This window comes from Bacteroidia bacterium (assembly GCA_037045145.1).
Taxonomy (GTDB): domain Bacteria; phylum Bacteroidota; class Bacteroidia; order AKYH767-A; family OLB10; genus OLB10.
This window is the reverse complement of the sequence record JBAOIA010000011.1, coordinates 1,537,227-1,555,496: the sequence shown is the minus strand read 5'-3', so window position 1 is coordinate 1,555,496 and position 18,270 is coordinate 1,537,227. Positions and strand designations below refer to the sequence as shown.

10 protein-coding genes are annotated in these 18,270 nt (G+C 36.6%); 8 read left to right on the top strand and 2 right to left on the bottom strand.

Annotated elements, in window-relative coordinates; genetic code table 11:
- Positions 1 to 38 precede the first annotated feature (38 nt).
- Entirely contained in the window at positions 39 to 554 is a 516-nt protein-coding gene (locus V9G42_07695; protein ID MEI2759293.1) for a GTP-binding protein, read from the top strand.
- Between the two features lies 1 nt (position 555).
- A complete protein-coding gene (locus V9G42_07690) occupies positions 556 to 954 on the top strand; it encodes a hypothetical protein (protein MEI2759292.1) in 399 nt (132 codons plus the stop codon).
- A 7-nt stretch (positions 955 to 961) separates the two neighbouring features.
- On the opposite strand, the gene V9G42_07685 is transcribed toward V9G42_07690, so the two are convergent.
- Complete coding sequence (locus V9G42_07685) at positions 962 to 4,075, bottom strand: UvrD-helicase domain-containing protein (protein MEI2759291.1); 3,114 nt, start codon at positions 4,073 to 4,075, stop codon at positions 962 to 964.
- Between the two features lie 232 nt (positions 4,076 to 4,307).
- On the bottom strand, positions 4,308 to 5,507 hold the full coding sequence (locus tag V9G42_07680; protein ID MEI2759290.1) for a vWA domain-containing protein: 1,200 nt from the start codon (positions 5,505 to 5,507) through the stop codon (positions 4,308 to 4,310).
- A gap of 148 nt (positions 5,508 to 5,655) precedes the next feature.
- Between V9G42_07680 and V9G42_07675 the strand changes: the two genes are divergently transcribed.
- Genes V9G42_07675 through V9G42_07650 form a run of 6 tightly spaced genes read left to right on the top strand, consistent with a single transcriptional unit; the run spans position 5,656 to position 18,257 of the window.
- A complete protein-coding gene (locus V9G42_07675) occupies positions 5,656 to 8,463 on the top strand; it encodes a hypothetical protein (GenBank protein ID MEI2759289.1) in 2,808 nt (935 codons plus the stop codon).
- Complete coding sequence (locus V9G42_07670) at positions 8,375 to 13,609, top strand: gliding motility-associated C-terminal domain-containing protein (protein ID MEI2759288.1); 5,235 nt, start codon at positions 8,375 to 8,377, stop codon at positions 13,607 to 13,609. The genes V9G42_07675 and V9G42_07670 overlap by 89 nt, the downstream gene beginning before the upstream one ends.
- 4 nt (positions 13,610 to 13,613) lie before the next feature.
- Complete coding sequence (locus V9G42_07665) at positions 13,614 to 14,270, top strand: type IX secretion system membrane protein PorP/SprF (GenBank protein MEI2759287.1); 657 nt, start codon at positions 13,614 to 13,616, stop codon at positions 14,268 to 14,270.
- A 49-nt stretch (positions 14,271 to 14,319) separates the two neighbouring features.
- A complete protein-coding gene (locus V9G42_07660; protein ID MEI2759286.1) occupies positions 14,320 to 14,535 on the top strand; it encodes a type IX secretion system membrane protein PorP/SprF in 216 nt (71 codons plus the stop codon).
- Between the two features lie 2 nt (positions 14,536 to 14,537).
- The gene (locus V9G42_07655) at positions 14,538 to 16,418 is read left to right on the top strand and encodes an OmpA family protein (protein MEI2759285.1); all 1,881 of its coding nucleotides are present in this window, start codon (positions 14,538 to 14,540) and stop codon (positions 16,416 to 16,418) included.
- Between the two features lie 33 nt (positions 16,419 to 16,451).
- Complete coding sequence (locus tag V9G42_07650; GenBank protein MEI2759284.1) at positions 16,452 to 18,257, top strand: carbamoyltransferase N-terminal domain-containing protein; 1,806 nt, start codon at positions 16,452 to 16,454, stop codon at positions 18,255 to 18,257.
- The last annotated feature ends 13 nt before the right edge of the window (positions 18,258 to 18,270 follow it).

Here is an 18,270-nt window from a genome sequence, read left to right as displayed (position 1 = left end):
TTTCACTTTTCTGCATATAAACTATATAAACAATCGGCATGCAGAATAAAAAAATACTCATCACAGGATATAGTCAGTGCGGCAAAAGTTCTATTGTGAACCGATTGGTGAAAAACAGATTTCATCATTCCTATTCAGAAGACAGTCAGTTAAGTATTGCCAGAAAGGAATTGGCTATAAACAAGAAAAAAGTCAATCTTGTAATCTGGACAGCTCCGGGAAGTGTTTCTACCATAAAATCATTCAAGTCATACTATCTTGGATCAGATGCATTAATCCATGTAATTGACGTAAACAACCCATCTACATTTTCAGATCTTGATGCATGGATTAGTCATTATCAAAAATTCCTTCCGGGCACACCTGTTTATTTAACTTGTAATAAGATTGAAGCAAATATCAATCTTGACTGTAGTGATTTCTTTACTCAGTTCGATTGTTACAGAACTTTTTTTACATCAGCAAAAAACAATTTCATGATTAATGAAATGTTCCAAACAATAGCAGCAGATTTATTAAACGAACCTTTCCTTCATAAAATCAAAATCTATTGACATGAAAAATGTTCACAGCAAAAGTCAGATAATAATTTTTGATATCTATGGCAATATTCTAAAAAGTTGTGACACCATTTTTCTGGCAAGTAATTTAATAGGAAAAAACATCATGAAGCAGTTCCCGCTATTGAATTGTTATGAACCCGAAATCAGAAATCTTAAAAGAAGTAATAAGCCATTTTTTGTTCCATGTATAGCATTCTCCTTTGCGGACTTTAAAAGTATTTGCGACTTTGTTTTTATAAAGCATGAAGAAATGAGTGAGACAACCATATCTTGGATGATTTCAGACAATTATGTTCATTTTAAAGAAAGGTTGAATAAACCGACTTACCACCCTCAAATTAAAACCACGCCAATAGTACCTGAATTTGTTAAGCGCTGGCATGGCAAATAGGTAGTACTTAAGCCTCCACCAACTCCTTCTTTTCCAAATAATATAAAAAGGTCTTAACATCACTAAAACCTGCGTCTTGTAAAACTTCTTTATAATTAGCTAACTGTTGAATATGAATAGCTTCAATTGCTCCCGTTTTATAATCTACCACCACTGCCCTATCACCTTCAATCATAAGTCTGTCAGGCCTTAAAATATTTCCCTCCGAATCTGCCATTTCATGCTCATTATAAATTTTAAAATGAGGACTAACCCATTTTTTCTCTGAGAAAAACTTACACGTATCCGTTACGCCACTCAACAACTTGCTCTTTTCGTCATTCGGTAATTGAAGATTATTTAAATGATTTTCTATTACTTCCAAATCTTCTTCGCTATGAAAATCAGCCAACAGCTCATGAACTTTAATTCCAATTAACCGGCTTTTACTTTGCTCAGCAAATTTTTTAATTTTAAATCCTGTACTTATCCTGTTTACATTCACATGATAGTTTGCCAGTTCCATATTAATGAAACTATCTGGCGTGTCCGTTAATTTTTTTTGCTTACGCTTGTACTCAGAGTCAACTCCCAAGGTATAAACAGAATCACTTGCTTTTGTTAAAGCTGAACTTACAACTTCCGAATTAGCGATTACAGACTTTATTACTTTATTAACTTTATTAAAACCTTGTTGGCTCTCATTTCCACTTTCAGAAATTAAAATAAACAACTTATCTTCTGCCCTGGTACATGCCACATATAGTGTATTCACTTCTTCCAGCACTTTCTCACGATTCTCTTGAATATAATTTTGACAGAAGTATGTTTTCAATAAACTTTTTGAAGGCTTGACAGGAAATGCTCCTAACTTATCGAATGGTGGAATTTCACTTCTGATCCAAATCAAACCTTTATTGCTATCCATTTCCCAATCAGCATAGGGAATGATTACTATCGGAAACTGCAGTCCTTTAGATTTATGAATGGTGATAATGGTAATAGCGTTTTCATCTGCAGGTGTTTGTACTGAAATTTTACTTTGATTGGATTCAACATCCCACCAATCAAGAAATTCAGAAGCAGTATTTATTCCTTTACTTGATTTTTCAAAAATCAAATCTTCAAAACGTTGGAGGTATGCATCCGGTTGTTTATTCAACACAAATTTATTTATTACCTGTGCACAAAATTCTGTAAGCGAGTAAAGTTTAACATGCTTAACGTGCTTTTCGATAGTAGCTTCAATAACATCTGTTTCCATTTGCAGATGTTTCGACACAAAATACAAAATATGCTTTTCTGCTACCTGATTGCTGTTGTCAACATTGAGTCTTAGGCAATTTATCAGGAATCTGATTTGAGGCGCATGACAAATCAGTAGTGAGTCACGTGAGTTGATATTCTTAAAACCATTTAAAACTAAAAAGTCTGCCAACCTATTTCCTTTATCATTAGTTCTGACGAGCAATGCAATATCTCCGGGACTATATCCTTTTTTAATCTGACTTTGTATGTAGCTTAGTGTATGAGAAGCAATCACTTTATCAGTTGGTTTAAAATATTCAGGATAATTTAGCTCAGGATACTCTTCGCTATCAGAGTAAAGTTTAATTGAGACAAAACCATTTTCATCACTTCGCTTTGTAATCTGATGTACTGCATCTGACATATATGCAGTCTTCAGCAATTGTGATTGTTGCGAATCTGCAGAAATAATTTCACTTATTGCACTAAAAAAGGCATTATTAAATTCAACTACCGAAACAGAAGAACGGTAGTTGGAATCCAGCCTGAACACATCTGTACTATTTGCATGTTTCTTTAACGTGCCTTCAACCTCATTTAGAAGTAGATTCATATCTCCTCCCCGCCAACGATAAATTGATTGTTTTCCATCACCAACAGTAAGTATCTGATTTTGCTCAGACAAACTGTTGATAAGCAAAGGCACTAAATTTCTCCAATGCACTTGTGATGTATCCTGAAATTCATCAATCAAATAATTTCTGTATTTATTTCCCACCTTTTCATAAATGAACGGGGTGTCATTGCTTCCGATAATGGTGTTTAAAATTTTACCCACATCACTCATGAGCAGAATCTGATGATCCTTGCGATATACCTTCAATTGACGGAACAGATATTTGAGAATTACCGCCTGATAAATGTTTGCAGCAACAATTTCAGTAGATAATAATTTTTCAATATTTGTTGTATAAAAGTCAACTATTTGTTGTACTAAAGACAACAATTCAGTATTCAGGCTTTCATCCTGTATAAGAAAATCACTTGCTCTATCTGCAAACACATTTCCACGTTCAAGAATCTGCCAAGTACGCATGCCAATTTCACAATCTTTTGGATGAGTCTTTTTTGAAATCTTTACTATTAAAGAATAAAAACCACCGTTACCGTAGTAAAAATCTCTTGGCTCTGCTCCTACTGAATCTGCTATCTGCAAAAACTTATTTGCCATTCCTGACAATTGGTTCCAGATTGCAGCATTCAAACTCTTCACTTCATTAACTCCTTCAGTATCGGCAAGAACATCTGTTTCAAAATTAACCTTAAGATGATCTTTAAAAATTTCTTTTGCAATGTTCCTTAGATCACCCTGCATGTTCCAACTCTTCATATTCTCCACTCTATGCAGCGCAAAATCAATAAGCCACTTGGTAATATCAGCATCTGTACCGGCAGCGAGTAATGTATGCTGAACCATAAAATCTATGGCAGGTTCTATATTTAAATCAACTTCATATCTACCAGGCAACCGTGATTCATAAGCAATAGACCGGGCAATATTCAGAAAAAAACTATCTATTGTTTTAATAGAAATATCAGCATAATGATGAATAGCATAATTTAACACCTTTGCTGCTGCTCGTTCAATATTAAATGACGCCCCAAGAGAAGAGGACAAATCAGATTTAAGTTTTTCATTTCTACCGGTTGCTAATTGCCATAAAGCTAGGATTAGCCTTTCCTTCATTTCACCGGTTGCTGCGTTGGTAAAAGTAACAGCAAGCGTTCCTTTTAAAGCAGTGGGTGATTTTAATACCAACAACAAATATTCTTTAACAAGTGTATAGGTCTTTCCCGACCCTGCTGATGATTGATATATTTTCAGATTACCCAAAATTCTTTTCGATGAGTTTTCAAATTTAAGAATTTGGGATGATTTTCTATGACGACTTCAAAAAAAATGAATTACATTTTTAAACTTAATGTTCTCAAACTAAGAAAAAATAAGTTAAGTGGTTCGTACTTTTAAAAACAATTTCTTTGGAATGTAGTCTTTTTGAATCTGCTACAAGAAACACAACCTGCTATTCATTAAAAACGGTATTCAACAAGAATAAATTTAATTCTTATTCTTTAAATCCTGATTTAAGAAGCGTTTGCGAATAGGCACGTACCATTGTTTTGTCAAGCCTGTTTTCCAATTCATACTCTTCGGCAATAGCTTCGTTATGTATTCTTAGCTCTTCTCCCACGGGAAACAAAGCATTGATTGATGCGCGCAGACTATTTCTTTTTTCTACAAATTCTTTGGCGAGCAACTCCAAATCAACAGACGATTCATTATTCGACTTGACAGACTGCCTGACAGCTGAAAGGCGTGACTGAGGATATTCTTCTTTGTATTGGGTAACATCCCACATTAGCATTTGTGAAGTATAATGGTCGCTGAGTTTGTATTTCAATCTTGAATAAAAATAAGCTTCATAAGATCGCACAGCATGGTCATCAGCCTTTAACATAAGTTTGAGTCGGTCAACTCCTGCTTTACCATAAGGTATAAATGTTTTATTCAATGAATCATTGAGTGAAGCCAATGCCATCACATTCACTTTTTCCTTGATTAAAGGTGCTCTTTTATTGACTAAAACCTGAAAAGATTGTCCTCCAGTCATCTTAGCTATCTCTTCCCATCCCGGCAACTCGCGCTGACGCATCTGTTTGTCATTTTTAATACAATAAACTGTATGAATTTCAATATTACTTTTTACTGCAGACTCACATTGAGCTCTGAAATCGAACCTTCCAAGGTTAACATAACCATTACCCATTACAAACATCATTTTAACTGCATCAGGTTTCTGACTCCATGACATATCATTAACCCCTGAACCTATGGCTGCACCTACAAACTGAATTCCATTCTCTACATAAGGTTGTATGTCGAACATTTTTTGTGATAACGCATCATAATCATCAGTTAAATCAGAAATGATTTTTATGTATCCGCTGCCATCATGAAAGGAATATCTGGAGAAGCCAATCAACCCTATTCTAATTACAGGTTTGGGAGTGAACATTTGCCACTGATTAATAATATCCCACATTTTATCCCTGAAATTATCAATTAGTCCATTAGTGCTTCCACTAAGGTCCATACAAATCACCACATCAACCTGACGGGGTTTTGTATTTGAATTGTTACTTGGTTGTGATTGACCATCAGCCGATATTAATATCAGCAGTATTGCTAAGATACTTATGGTATTGATGGATTTTAAAAATTTCATTGTGTATGATGTTGTTCCTTTTGTACGGAAATTATGCATTAAAGTTATATTCATTTAAAAACTAAAATCAAAAAAAAACGACAGTTATTACATTGTACTTTTTTTCACCAAATTCATAATCATATAAGCAGATTTTTCTATTTTTGGGTCGAGAACTTTAAAATTCATGCACCGCTTTTACTTGTTTATGAAAATAAGCCAGAGATTTTTTTGCAAATACCTGAAAACCAGTATATTCAGATTTTATTATTTAAGTTTATTCACGCTGCTATTGGCATTAGGCACAACAGAGGGTTTTGCACAGCCGGTACTTTCTGCTTCTCTTTCCAACTATAATGGTTTCAACATCAGCTGTAATGGTTTAAGTGACGGTCAAATTGATTTGACCATTAATGGTAACGGTCCTTTTAATATTCTTTGGAGTAATGGTGCTACAACTGAAGATATTATCGGGATTACAGCAGGGTCTTATACTGTAACTGTTGTTGATGTTGCAAACGATACAACAATTGAAACTTACTCACTTACTGAACCTGATGTGATTACCAGAAGTTCTGTTTCAATTCAAGACGTAACATGTTTTGGATTAAGTGATGGAAGTATTAATATTTCAGTTGCAGGAGGTGTTCCCAACTATAGTTTTCAATGGTCAAATGGCAGCCTGACTGAAGATGTATCAAGTTTGATTGCCGGTGTATATACTTTGACAATTACAGATTTGAATAATTGTACAGTAGTTTGTGCTAATGATACCGTACATGAGCCGGATGAAATAAAAATTACAGCCACTGTTACAAATACTAATTGTGGATTGATTAACGGAATGATTGATGCCACCATTATTGGAGGAGTTTCACCTTATGGATATTTATGGTCAAATTCAAACTCAACAGAAGATCTCAACATTCTTTCATCAGGTGTTTATACCCTGACAGTTACTGATCAGAATTTATGTACAAAGGTCGATAGTTTTACTGTTGGTGCAAGTACACAACCGGTAGTAGTACTCGACTCTGCTTTCAATGTAACATGTTTTGGACAAAGCACAGGAAGAGTTTATATTCATGTAAATGATGCTAATGGACCGGTAACATATTTATGGAGCAATGGCGCAACTACTCAGAATATTACAAATATTACAATAGGGACATATACAGTTACAATTACGGATTCAACAGGCTGTCAAAGTTCCCTTTCACATACAATCAACGAACCAACAGACATTGTTCTTTCTTTAACACCACACCATGCAACCTGTGCGCAAAGCAATGGATGGATTAGTTCTTCCGTATCAGGTGGAACTACTCCTTACACCTATCTGTGGAGCAATGGTGCCTCTACTTCGTCAATAACAGGACTGTTGCCGGGCAACTATACTGTTACCGTTACCGATGCAGCACTGTGCACAAAAACTGCATCGCAGAATATTACTACTATCAGCGGACCTGTGGTGACTGTTGATTCTGTTAAAAATGCACGTTGCTTTGGTCAGGCTAATGGCGCTGTTTATATTTCTGTAACCGGTAACAATGGACCTGTTACTTACTTGTGGAGCAATGCTGCCATCACTCAAGACATTGTCAACATTGCTGCGGGAACCTATACCGTTACTGTTACGGATTCTTCCGGTTGTACAGCTACAAAAACACAGGCTATTTCTCAACCAACAGACATTGTTCTTTCTTTAACACCACACCATGCAACCTGTGCGCAAAGCAATGGTTGGATTAGTTCTTCCGTATCAGGTGGCACTTCTCCTTACAACTATCTGTGGAGCAATGGTGCCTCTACTTCGTCAATAACAGGGCTGTTGCCGGGCAACTATACTGTTACCGTTACCGATGCAGCTCTTTGCACAAAAACTGCATCACAAAATATTACTACCATCAACGGACCTGTGGTGACTGTTGATTCTGTTAAAAATGCACGTTGCTTTGGTCAGGCTAATGGCGCTGTTTATATTTCTGTAACCGGTAACAATGGACCTGTAACTTATTTGTGGAGCAATGCTGCCATCACTCAAGACATTGTCAACATTGCTGCCGGAAATTATACCGTTACTGTTACGGATTCTTCCGGTTGCACAGCTACAAAAACACAGGCTATTTCTCAACCAACAGACATTGTTCCTTCTTTGACACCACACCATGCAACATGTGCGCAAAGCAATGGCTGGATTAGTTCTTCCGTATCGGGTGGCACTTCTCCTTACACCTATCTGTGGAGCAATGGTGCCTCTACTTCGTCAATAACAGGACTGTTGCCGGGCAACTATACTGTTACTGTTACCGATGCAGCACTGTGCACAAAAACTGCATCACAAAATATTACTACCATCAACGGACCTGTGGTGACTGTTGATTCTGTTAAAAATGCACGTTGCTTTGGTCAGGCTAATGGCGCTGTTTATATTTCTGTAACCGGTAACAATGGACCTGTAACTTATTTGTGGAGCAATGCTGCCATCACTCAAGACATTGTCAACATTGCTGCCGGAAATTATACCGTTACTGTTACAGATTCTTCCGGTTGCACAGCTACAAAAACACAAGCTATTTCTCAACCAACAGACATTGTTCTTTCTTTAACACCGCACAATGCAACCTGTGCGCAAAGCAATGGTTGGATTAGTTCTTCCGTATCGGGTGGCACTTCTCCTTACACCTATCTGTGGAGCAATGGCGCCTCTACTTCGTCAATATCAGGACTGTTGCCGGGCAACTATACTGTTACTGTTACTGATGCAGCGCTGTGTACCAAAACTGCATCACAAAATATCACTACCATCAGCGGACCTGTGGTGACTGTTGATTCTGTTAAAAATGCACGTTGCTTTGGTCAGGCTAATGGTGCTGTTTATATTTCTGTAACCGGTAACAACGGACCTGTTACATATTTGTGGAGCAATGCTGCCATCACTCAAGACATTGTCAACATTGCTGCCGGAACTTATACCGTTACTGTTACCGATTCGACAGGTTGCGCTGGAACATAAAACACAAGCTATTTCTCAACCAACAGACATTGTTCTTTCTTTAACACCACACCATGCAACCTGTGCGCAAAGCAATGGTTGGATTAGTTCTTCCGTATCAGGTGGCACTTCTCCTTACACCTATCTGTGGAGCAATGGTGCCTCTACTTCGTCAATAACAGGGCTGTTGCCGGGCAACTATACTGTTACCGTTACCGATGCAGCACTGTGCACCAAAACCACATCACAAAATATTACTACTATCAGCGGACCTGTGGTGACTGTTGATTCTGTTAAAAATGCACGTTGCTTTGGTCAGGCTAATGGCGCTGTTTATATTTCTGTAACCGGTAACAATGGACCTGTCACTTATTTGTGGAGCAATGCTGCCATCACTCAAGACATTGTCAACATTGCTGCCGGAAATTATACCGTTACTGTTACCGATTCGACAGGTTGTGTTGGAAATAAAACACAAATAATTTCTCAACCAACAGACATTGTTCTTTCTTTAACACCACACCATGCAACCTGTGCGCAAAGCAATGGCTGGATTAGTTCTTCCGTATCGGGCGGCACTTCTCCTTACACCTATCTGTGGAGCAATGGTGCCTCTACTTCGTCAATATCAGGACTGTTGCCGGGCAACTATACTGTTACAGTTACCGATGCTGCGCTATGTACCAAAACTGCATCACAAAATATCACTACCATCAGCGGACCTGTGGTGACTGTTGATTCTGTTAAAAATGCACGTTGCTTTGGTCAGGCTAATGGTGCTGTTTATATTTCTGTAACCGGTAACAACGGACCTGTTACTTATTTGTGGAGTAATGCTGCCATCACTCAAGACATTGTCAACATTGCTGCCGGAACTTATACCGTTACTGTTACCGATTCAACAGGTTGTGTTGGAAATAAAACACAAATAATTACACAACCTTTAGCATTAGCACTAAATGACACAATAACACCGGCACGATGTGGTAATCCAAATGGAAGTGCCGGAGTAAATGTAACAGGAGGCACATCACCCTATACATATCTCTGGAATACAGGACAAAGTACTTCCTTAATATCAGGATTAAACGGAGGTACTTACACAGTTACGGTAACAGACAGCAAACTTTGTTCTGCAAATCGCACACTTGTTGTTAACAACACACCTTCTATAGTTATTTCTATAGACACGATTATACATTTAAAATGTGCAGGTCAAAACACGGGTGTGATTAAAGTTAATGTAACAGGTGGCTCCGGACCATTAACTTACACATGGACACCAACACAAATTGGCACTGATTCTATTTTTAATCTCGCAGCCGGAACCTATAAGTTAGTTGTTAGAGATAGTGCAAATTGCAGGGACTCAATAAATGTAACAATTAATAGCCCGACAGCAATTAATTCAACAATAAGCTCATTACCTGAAACCTGTGGCATTAATAATGGTAAGGCCTGGGTGACAGTTTCCGGAGGAACACCAGGATATACTTTCTTGTGGAATAACAGTTCAACCAATGACACGATTTCTAATTTAACAAAAGGCACATATTCTGTCACAATTAAGGATGCAAACAACTGTAGCATCAATAAAAACATATTGGTAGATTCACTAGGCGGGCCGGCAATTACAGACTCAATAATTCATGTAAAATGTTTTGGAGAAAACACAGGAGCAATCTACATAACCGTTCATGGCGCTAATGGACCTGTTAATTATTTATGGTCTCCTGGTGGTCAAATAACACAAAACATAACAAGTCTGACAGCAGGCACTTATACTGTCACCGTAACAGACACCAACAGCTGCTCTTCATCAAAAAGTTTTGTTGTTAATCAACCCACAGGATTAAATATTTCATTTACATCAGTTACTGAAAAATGCAATATGGCAAACGGCTCAGCCATTGCCGCAGTGGGTGGTGGAACTTCACCTTACTCCTACGTATGGAATAATGGTAATACTACCAACAACATCACTAATTTAACAACAGGATATTACACTATTACCGTTACTGACAGCAATCAATGTACAAAAAGAGATTCAGTTTTTATCGGACATACAAATGGTCCAACAATAACAAACTTTAGTCGCACTTTAATCAAATGCCATAATGATAGCAGTGGCTCTCTTACTGTTAATGTTACAGGGGGTACTCCATTTTATAACTATCAGTGGAGTGGATTCCCTGGAGTTAACAACGCAACACTACAGAATATACCTGCAGGAGTTTATTCAGTAACTGTGACAGATGTTAATGGTTGTACTGTAAATGGAACGGACAGTCTTCAAAACACACCGTTAATAACAATTACGCATACACTCAGCAATGCCTCCTGCAATTTAAATAACGGCATGGCACAGATTAGTGTTACAGGAGGTGCTACCCCATACATTTACAACTGGAGTAATGGTGTTACAGGTATAACGCACGTTGACACTTTAGCCAACAACTTTTATACAGTTACGATAACAGATGCTTTAGGTTGTATCAAGACAGATACATTTACTATACAACGTACACCTGCCACATTTGTACAACTTACAACATTAAATAATGTCACTTGCTTTGGATTAAGTAATGGAAGCATTATTATTACTCCATCAGGAGGTGATGGAAATTATACTTACCAATGGTCATACAATAATACACAAACTCAGAACCTGAATAACATTCCGGCAGGTTCCTATGATGTTACAGTTACTGATGGAAGCGGATGTAGCTATACCATGCCTGATATTCAGGTTTTCCAACCGGATACCTTGATAGCACAAGTTACAACATCACCAGCTGGATGTACTTCCCCTACGGGTAGTGCAACGGCAACTCAAACCGGGGGAGTTCAACCTTACACCTATTTATGGTCAAATAACGCTACATCTCAAACTATCAATGGTCTGTCGAGTCAAATTATTACAGTAACCATTACAGATAATAATGGATGTACAGCAACAAACTCCGGAATAATCAATGCATTATCTGCTCCTGTTGTTAATATTTCAAGTGTTCAAAACATCAATTGCTTTGGAGGTGCAAATGGATTTATTAATACAAGTGTAACAGGAGGAAATCAACCTTACAATTACCTTTGGAATAATGGATCAACCACTGCAAATATCAGTAATCTTTCTGCAGGAATTTACACTCTAACGGTAACGGACTCTGCGCAGTGCAGTACAATAATCACACAAACGCTAACAGAAAATCCGCAAATCCAATTCGGACTATCATTAATTGCAGGTCCATGTAATGGAGGAACTCCGGCCATTGCCATTACATCACCTTCAGGAGGAGTATCTCCATTAAATCTTTTATGGTCAGATGGCAGCACTTCAACATCTACTCAAGCTGCGGCAGGCACTATAATGACCTTAACAATTACTGACAATGCCGGATGCAGTAGAGATACTACATTCAGTATGCTATCTACCAACGGCCCACAGATTTCAGGAATACAAACTACTGACATTATTTGTTTTGGTGACAGCAGTGGTAGTGCAACAGTCAACTTTTCAGGAGGAGCACTTCCAATAAATATTCAATGGATTGGCACATTCCCCGTTCAAACAAATGCAACTGCAATTAATTTAAAAGCCGGAACATATACATGTATTGTAACAGATGTAAATGGTTGTTCAGCACAAAGCATTGCAAATATCACTCACCTGAATTCTTTGATAACACCAACACTTACAATAACAAATGCCAGCTGTGGAAATAACAACGCACAGATTGTTGTTAATGCTACGGGTGGTAGTGGCACTTATCAGTACAAACTTAATAGTGGAACTTATTCTGCAACAAACACATTTATAAATCTTGCAGCAGGATCAGATTCCATTTTTGTAAAAGACAGTAATGGCTGTGAAGTTTTTGTTATTGCAACCATAAGTAACATACAAGGCCCTGTCATATCAGTAATAGATTCTGCTAATGTAAGTTGTTTTGGAAGCAATGATGGTTTTATAATTTTAAATGTAACCGGTGCAGCACAGCCTATAACCTATTCATGGTCTGACGGCCCTACATCTTTAACAAGAAATAATCTTGGGCCCGGCAACTATACATTTACTGCTCAGGATTCAAACAATTGTATATCGGTAAGAAACTTTATAATTACTGAACCTACAGCAATTACAATCAGTGAAATAATTCCAAACAAAAATGGTATTTACAATATTACCTGCAACACACTTGCTGATGGAGAAATTCAGGTAATTGCTAATGGTGGTGTTCCATTTAATTCAATAGCTACTTACAACTATCAGTGGTCAATCAGTGGCGCTTCAGGAGCAACTGTAACAAGCCTTACTGCCGGACCTTATACTGTTACGGTAACAGACTCTTTGGGATGCTCTGCAACAAAATCATTTCTCTTGACTGAGCCCCCTGCTTTAAATGCAGGTACTGATTTTACGCAATCAATTTGTGGTACTGACACTATTGTACTTACAGGAAATATTCCATCCTATGGTTTTGGAAAATGGACAATTCGTAGCGGAAGCGGGCTAATTGTTAATCCGGATTCTATCACTACTCAGATAACAGCAATTGCAAATGGCGTAAATGTTTTTGGCTGGGTAGTCTATGATAATTTCTGTTCAGACACTGCCTTATATGTCATTAACAAAAAAGAAAAAATTGTTGCTGATGGCGGCATTGATCAAAATGTTTGTGACAATTTTGTTTTTCTGGCAGCAGTACCACCACCTTCAGGCGCTGGGGTATGGCAAAGTATAACCGGAAATAGCACAATTGAGAACCCATCATCTCCAGCAACCAAGGTTGAAAATTTAAGTCCCGGTAAAAATATTTTTGTTTGGACAATAACAAATGGTTCATGTACTGCATCCGATACAGTTAAGATAGCTATACTGTCTCCTGAAGAATGTTATACCGATGTTGTAATGCCTACAGGTTTCACACCCAATGAAGATGGATATAACGATTATTATGTTATCAGAGGATTAGACAATATTGACAACACGTTGACCATTTTTAACAGATGGGGAAACTTAGTTTATGAAAAGAAGAACTACAACAACAACTGGGATGGCAAAACTAACAATAAACAAATTTTACCGGATGGCACTTATTATGCCATCTTACGAATACCTGCCAGAAACTTAGTCTTAAAAACATATATTGATTTAAGAAGATAAGCCTATGAAAAAATTATTTTTTATTTTAATTCTGTTCATTTTGTCTAAAGGTTTATTTGCACAGCAAGCACCAATGACAACACAATACATGTTTAATACATTATTGATAAATCCGGCTTATGCAGGAAGTAAACCATTCACAAGTGCAACAATGATGGTGAGAAAACAATGGGCTGGATTTAAAGGATCACCTACAACAGAAACTGCCAGTATCCATGGTGCGTTGGAAGATAAAAATGTTGGCTTAGGATTATACATAAGTAATGATCATGCAGGTATTATAAATCGCACAGAACTCTTCGGAAGTTATTCTTATACTATTGAATATGGAGAGTCAAAACTTGCATTCGGTCTTCAGGCAGGTTTAAGTTATTTGAAATCTACGCTATCAGATCTGGTTTATAACGACAACAATGACCCGGTTTACGAAAAGAACACCATAAACAACGTACTTCCTAATTTTGGAGCTGGTTTATATTATCATACTGATTTATTTTATGCAGGTATTTCAGCACCGCTACTTTTAAGTTATGATCCACTTAAAACATTGTCAGTTGAGATGACCGATGTTCATCATATCAGAAGGCATTATTTTCTGACAACAGGATATGTTTTTTCATTAAGTGAGCAGGTAAAATTAAAACCTTCTTCTTTTAGTTAAATATGTTGATGGTGCACCATTGCAATTTGACATTAATGCAAATCTGCTTTTGAATAATATCATTTGGATCGGGGCTTCATACCGTTCCAATGACGCACTTGCAGTCATTGGTGAATATCAGCTATCTAAAAAATTGCGAATTGGTTATTCATTTGACTATTCGCTTACCCTACTCAGAAACCATTCAGCAGGATCGCATGAATTTATGCTTGGATACGATTTTGGTTATAATGTACCTAAAATAAAAACTCCGCGTTATTTTTAATTATGAATAGAAAACGCAACATTTTTTTATTGTTTGTTATTTTATTTTTCACATCCTGTTTATCTGTCAAACAAAGAACAGCTGACACCTATTATGAGCAGAACTTATATGACAAAGCTATTCCGTATTATCAGGAAGTTACTAACAAAAAATTTAATTTAGATATCCTTATTAAACTTGCAGATTGTTATCGTAATGTAAAGAACTATGCACTATCTGAACAGATTTATTCTAAGATAGTAACATCTAATACCGACCCGATTTATCAGTTTTATTACGCTGAAGCACTAATGCAAAATGGCAAATATGTTGAGGCAAGAAAATGGTTAAACAAATTTCTAGTTCTAAATCGTGCCGATAGCAGGGCATTAAACCTATTAGCATCTTGCGATTCAATAGAAATGCTTTATAAAGACTCTTTACTCTTTGATGTCAGACGACTACCATTTAACGGAATTGATGAGAGTAATTTCTCCCCTGAATTATTCCATTCCGGAATTGTTTATGTTAGCAACAGAAACACTGATCCAAAAAATTATAAAACGAATCCTGTTATTGATAATTACAACTTATTTTATGCACAACAAACTGAATTAGGGCATTGGATGGACCCGGTTCCATTACGAGGCACAATTAATTCTATTTTTAATGAAGGCCCATGCTCTTTCAACAACAAATTCACAAAAGCCTTCGTGACACGCAATGCTAATGAAGGTAAAAAAATTGTGACCAATCAACAAAGTGAAAATGTACTTGAAATTTTTGAAGCTACCACCAAAGATGGTGAATGGAATATTTCAGGGCCGGTTAATTTCAACAACAACAATTACAGTGTAGGACATCCTTCTATATCACCGAGTGGTAACTCAATGGTTTTTGTTTCTGATATGCCATGGGGCTATGGTGGTACGGATATTTATCGGGTAGAATGGATTAACAATACGTGGAGTAAGCCTGTTAGTCTTGGAAAAGTAATTAATACAAGTGGCAATGAAATGTTCCCTTTCTTACTTACTGATTCAATACTCTACTTTTCAAGCAATGGCATGATTGGTGTTGGAGGTTTGGACATTTATCGAACCGAATTAACTTCTAACGGATGGACAGTACCTGAAAACTTAGGTTTTCCTATTAATAGTCCCAGAGATGATTTTGGATTTATTTGCGACATGGATGAGTTAAGTGGTTACTTCAGCAGTAATCGTCAGCTCGGAAAGGACAATATTTTTTCATTTAAAAGAAATCCACCAATTTTAACATTAAAAGGTAAATTGATTGACAAGACAACAAGCAAACCTTTAAAAAATTATAATCTAAAGCTGACTACTTCAGGATTTGATACTACTTTAATAGCAGATAACGAAGGTAATTTTTCAGCACAACTAAAAACCAATAAAGAATACACACTTCGTGCAGAGGATAAAAATTATTTTACAGCTTCTGGGATGATTTCTACATTTGGCTTCAGAAAATCAGCCACATTGAATAATGATTTAACGCTAGAAAAAGTAATTTTCAATAAACCTGTTATATGGAGAGGAATTGCATTTGAAAAAGGAAAATCAGATTTAACACCGGCAACTAAAACAGAATTAAATAAACTGTTCAACATTTTACTTGAGAATAAAAATATAAAAATAGAATTAAGCTGCCATACCGACTCTCGGGGTGCAGAACGTGATAATCTGATAATATCACAGGCAAGAGCAGATAAAGCTACTGCCTATTTAATAGGCAAAGGTATTTCAAAAGATAGAATTATTTCTGTTGGGTATGGATCACAACGCTTACTTAACAATTGTGTAAGAGGAGTGTTATGTCTTGAAGAAGACCATCAGATTAATATTAGAACTGAAATCAAATACAGCCCTTACCAGAAGTAAGGCTTAATAATCAGAATACATTTTTCTTTAAAGATGGCCAACGTACTAGGCATTTCCGCATTTTACCATGACGCAGCAGCAACTGTTGTTATTGACGGAAAAATAGTAGCTGCAGTACAGGAAGAACGTTTTTCAAGAATAAAAAATGATGCAAACTTTCCTGTAAACGCCATAAAATTTTGTTTGCAATACTCCGGTTTAAAGTTAAATCAAATTGATCATATTGTTTATTATGAAAAACCATTTCTGAAGTTAGAACGGTTATTGGAAACATTTCTTGAAACAGCACCTAAAGGTTTTCAGCAATTTGTTGTAGCCGCCCCTATATGGGTAAAAGAAAAAGTTTTGATAAAAAATAAAATCAGAGAAAGCTTAAAATTTATTGACGAGAATTTTTCAGCAAAAGAAATTCTTTTCTGTGAGCATCACCTGTCTCATGCTGCAAGTGCGTTTTTTACTTCACCTTTTTCGGAATCAGCTATAATAACTGCTGATGGTGTTGGCGAATGGTGTACTACTGCTATCATGTCCGGCACCCAAAATTCCATTACCACAATAAAAGAACTCAATTTTCCACACTCGATAGGATTATTATATAGTGCATTTACGCAGTTCCTTGGGTTTAAAGTCAATTCAGGCGAATACAAAGTAATGGGCTTGGCACCTTATGGCAATAAGAATAGCTCTCAATTTAAATTTTATAAGAGTAAAATAAGCGAATTAATTGAGCTGAAGCCAGACGGATCTGTACTTCTGAACATGAGGTACTTTAATTATCTGACAGGGTTAAATATGATAAACGAAAACCTTTGGACAGAGCTTTTTGAAATAAAACCTCGTATAGCCGAATCAGAAATAAATTCAAATCACTGTAATTTAGCTTTGGTAATTCAAACTATTACTGAAGAGGTGATTTTAAATTTAGCAAATGAAGCTAAACGAATTACAAACGCTGATAATTTATGTTTGGCTGGAGGTGTAGCATTAAATTGTGTTGCAGTTGGCAAACTCAACAAACAAAATATTTTTAAAAACATTTATGTTCAGCCGGCTTCCGGTGATGCTGGCGGTGCTATTGGTGCAGCACTTGCAATAGAGCATATATTTTTATGTAACAAACGCATCATAGTTCCTCAAAAAGATAGTATGCAAGGATGCCGCCTGGGTCCTGATTATGACAATCAAACCATTGCACAAACTTTAACAAAATACAACTTACACTTTATACAATATAAAGAAGAAGAGCTATTAAAATACATTGCCACACATATTTCCAATGGTAAAATTGTAGGGTGGTTTCAAGGGCGAGCTGAATTTGGGCCGCGTGCACTTGGATCAAGGAGTATTCTTGCAAACCCTTCATCACCACAAATTCAACAAATATTAAATCAAAAAATTAAAAAACGTGAAACCTTCAGACCATTTGCACCGGCAATGCTTTTTGAAGATTATTCTGAATTTTTTGAGGGTGGTAATGAAAACAGTTTTATGTCCATGACTGATATTCTTAAAAAAAATAAACAGATTGGCAATAAATTAGCTTCCGAAGAAACAGAATTAGTAGAACAGTTTGAAAAAACCAGAAGCGAAATTCAGGGTGTAACACATGTTGATTACAGTTCAAGAATTCAGGTGGTGAGAGAAACTGATGATGCTTTATTTTTTAAACTTCTTACAGAGTTTAAAAAGTTAACCGGTAAAGGAATACTCATTAATACCAGTTTCAATCTAAGAGGACAACCTATAGTTTGCAGCCCCGAAGATGCATGTAAATGTTTTCTTGAAACAGAAATTGATATATTGGCAATAAACAATTTTATTGCCAGCAAAAATAACTGAGTAATGCTTACAC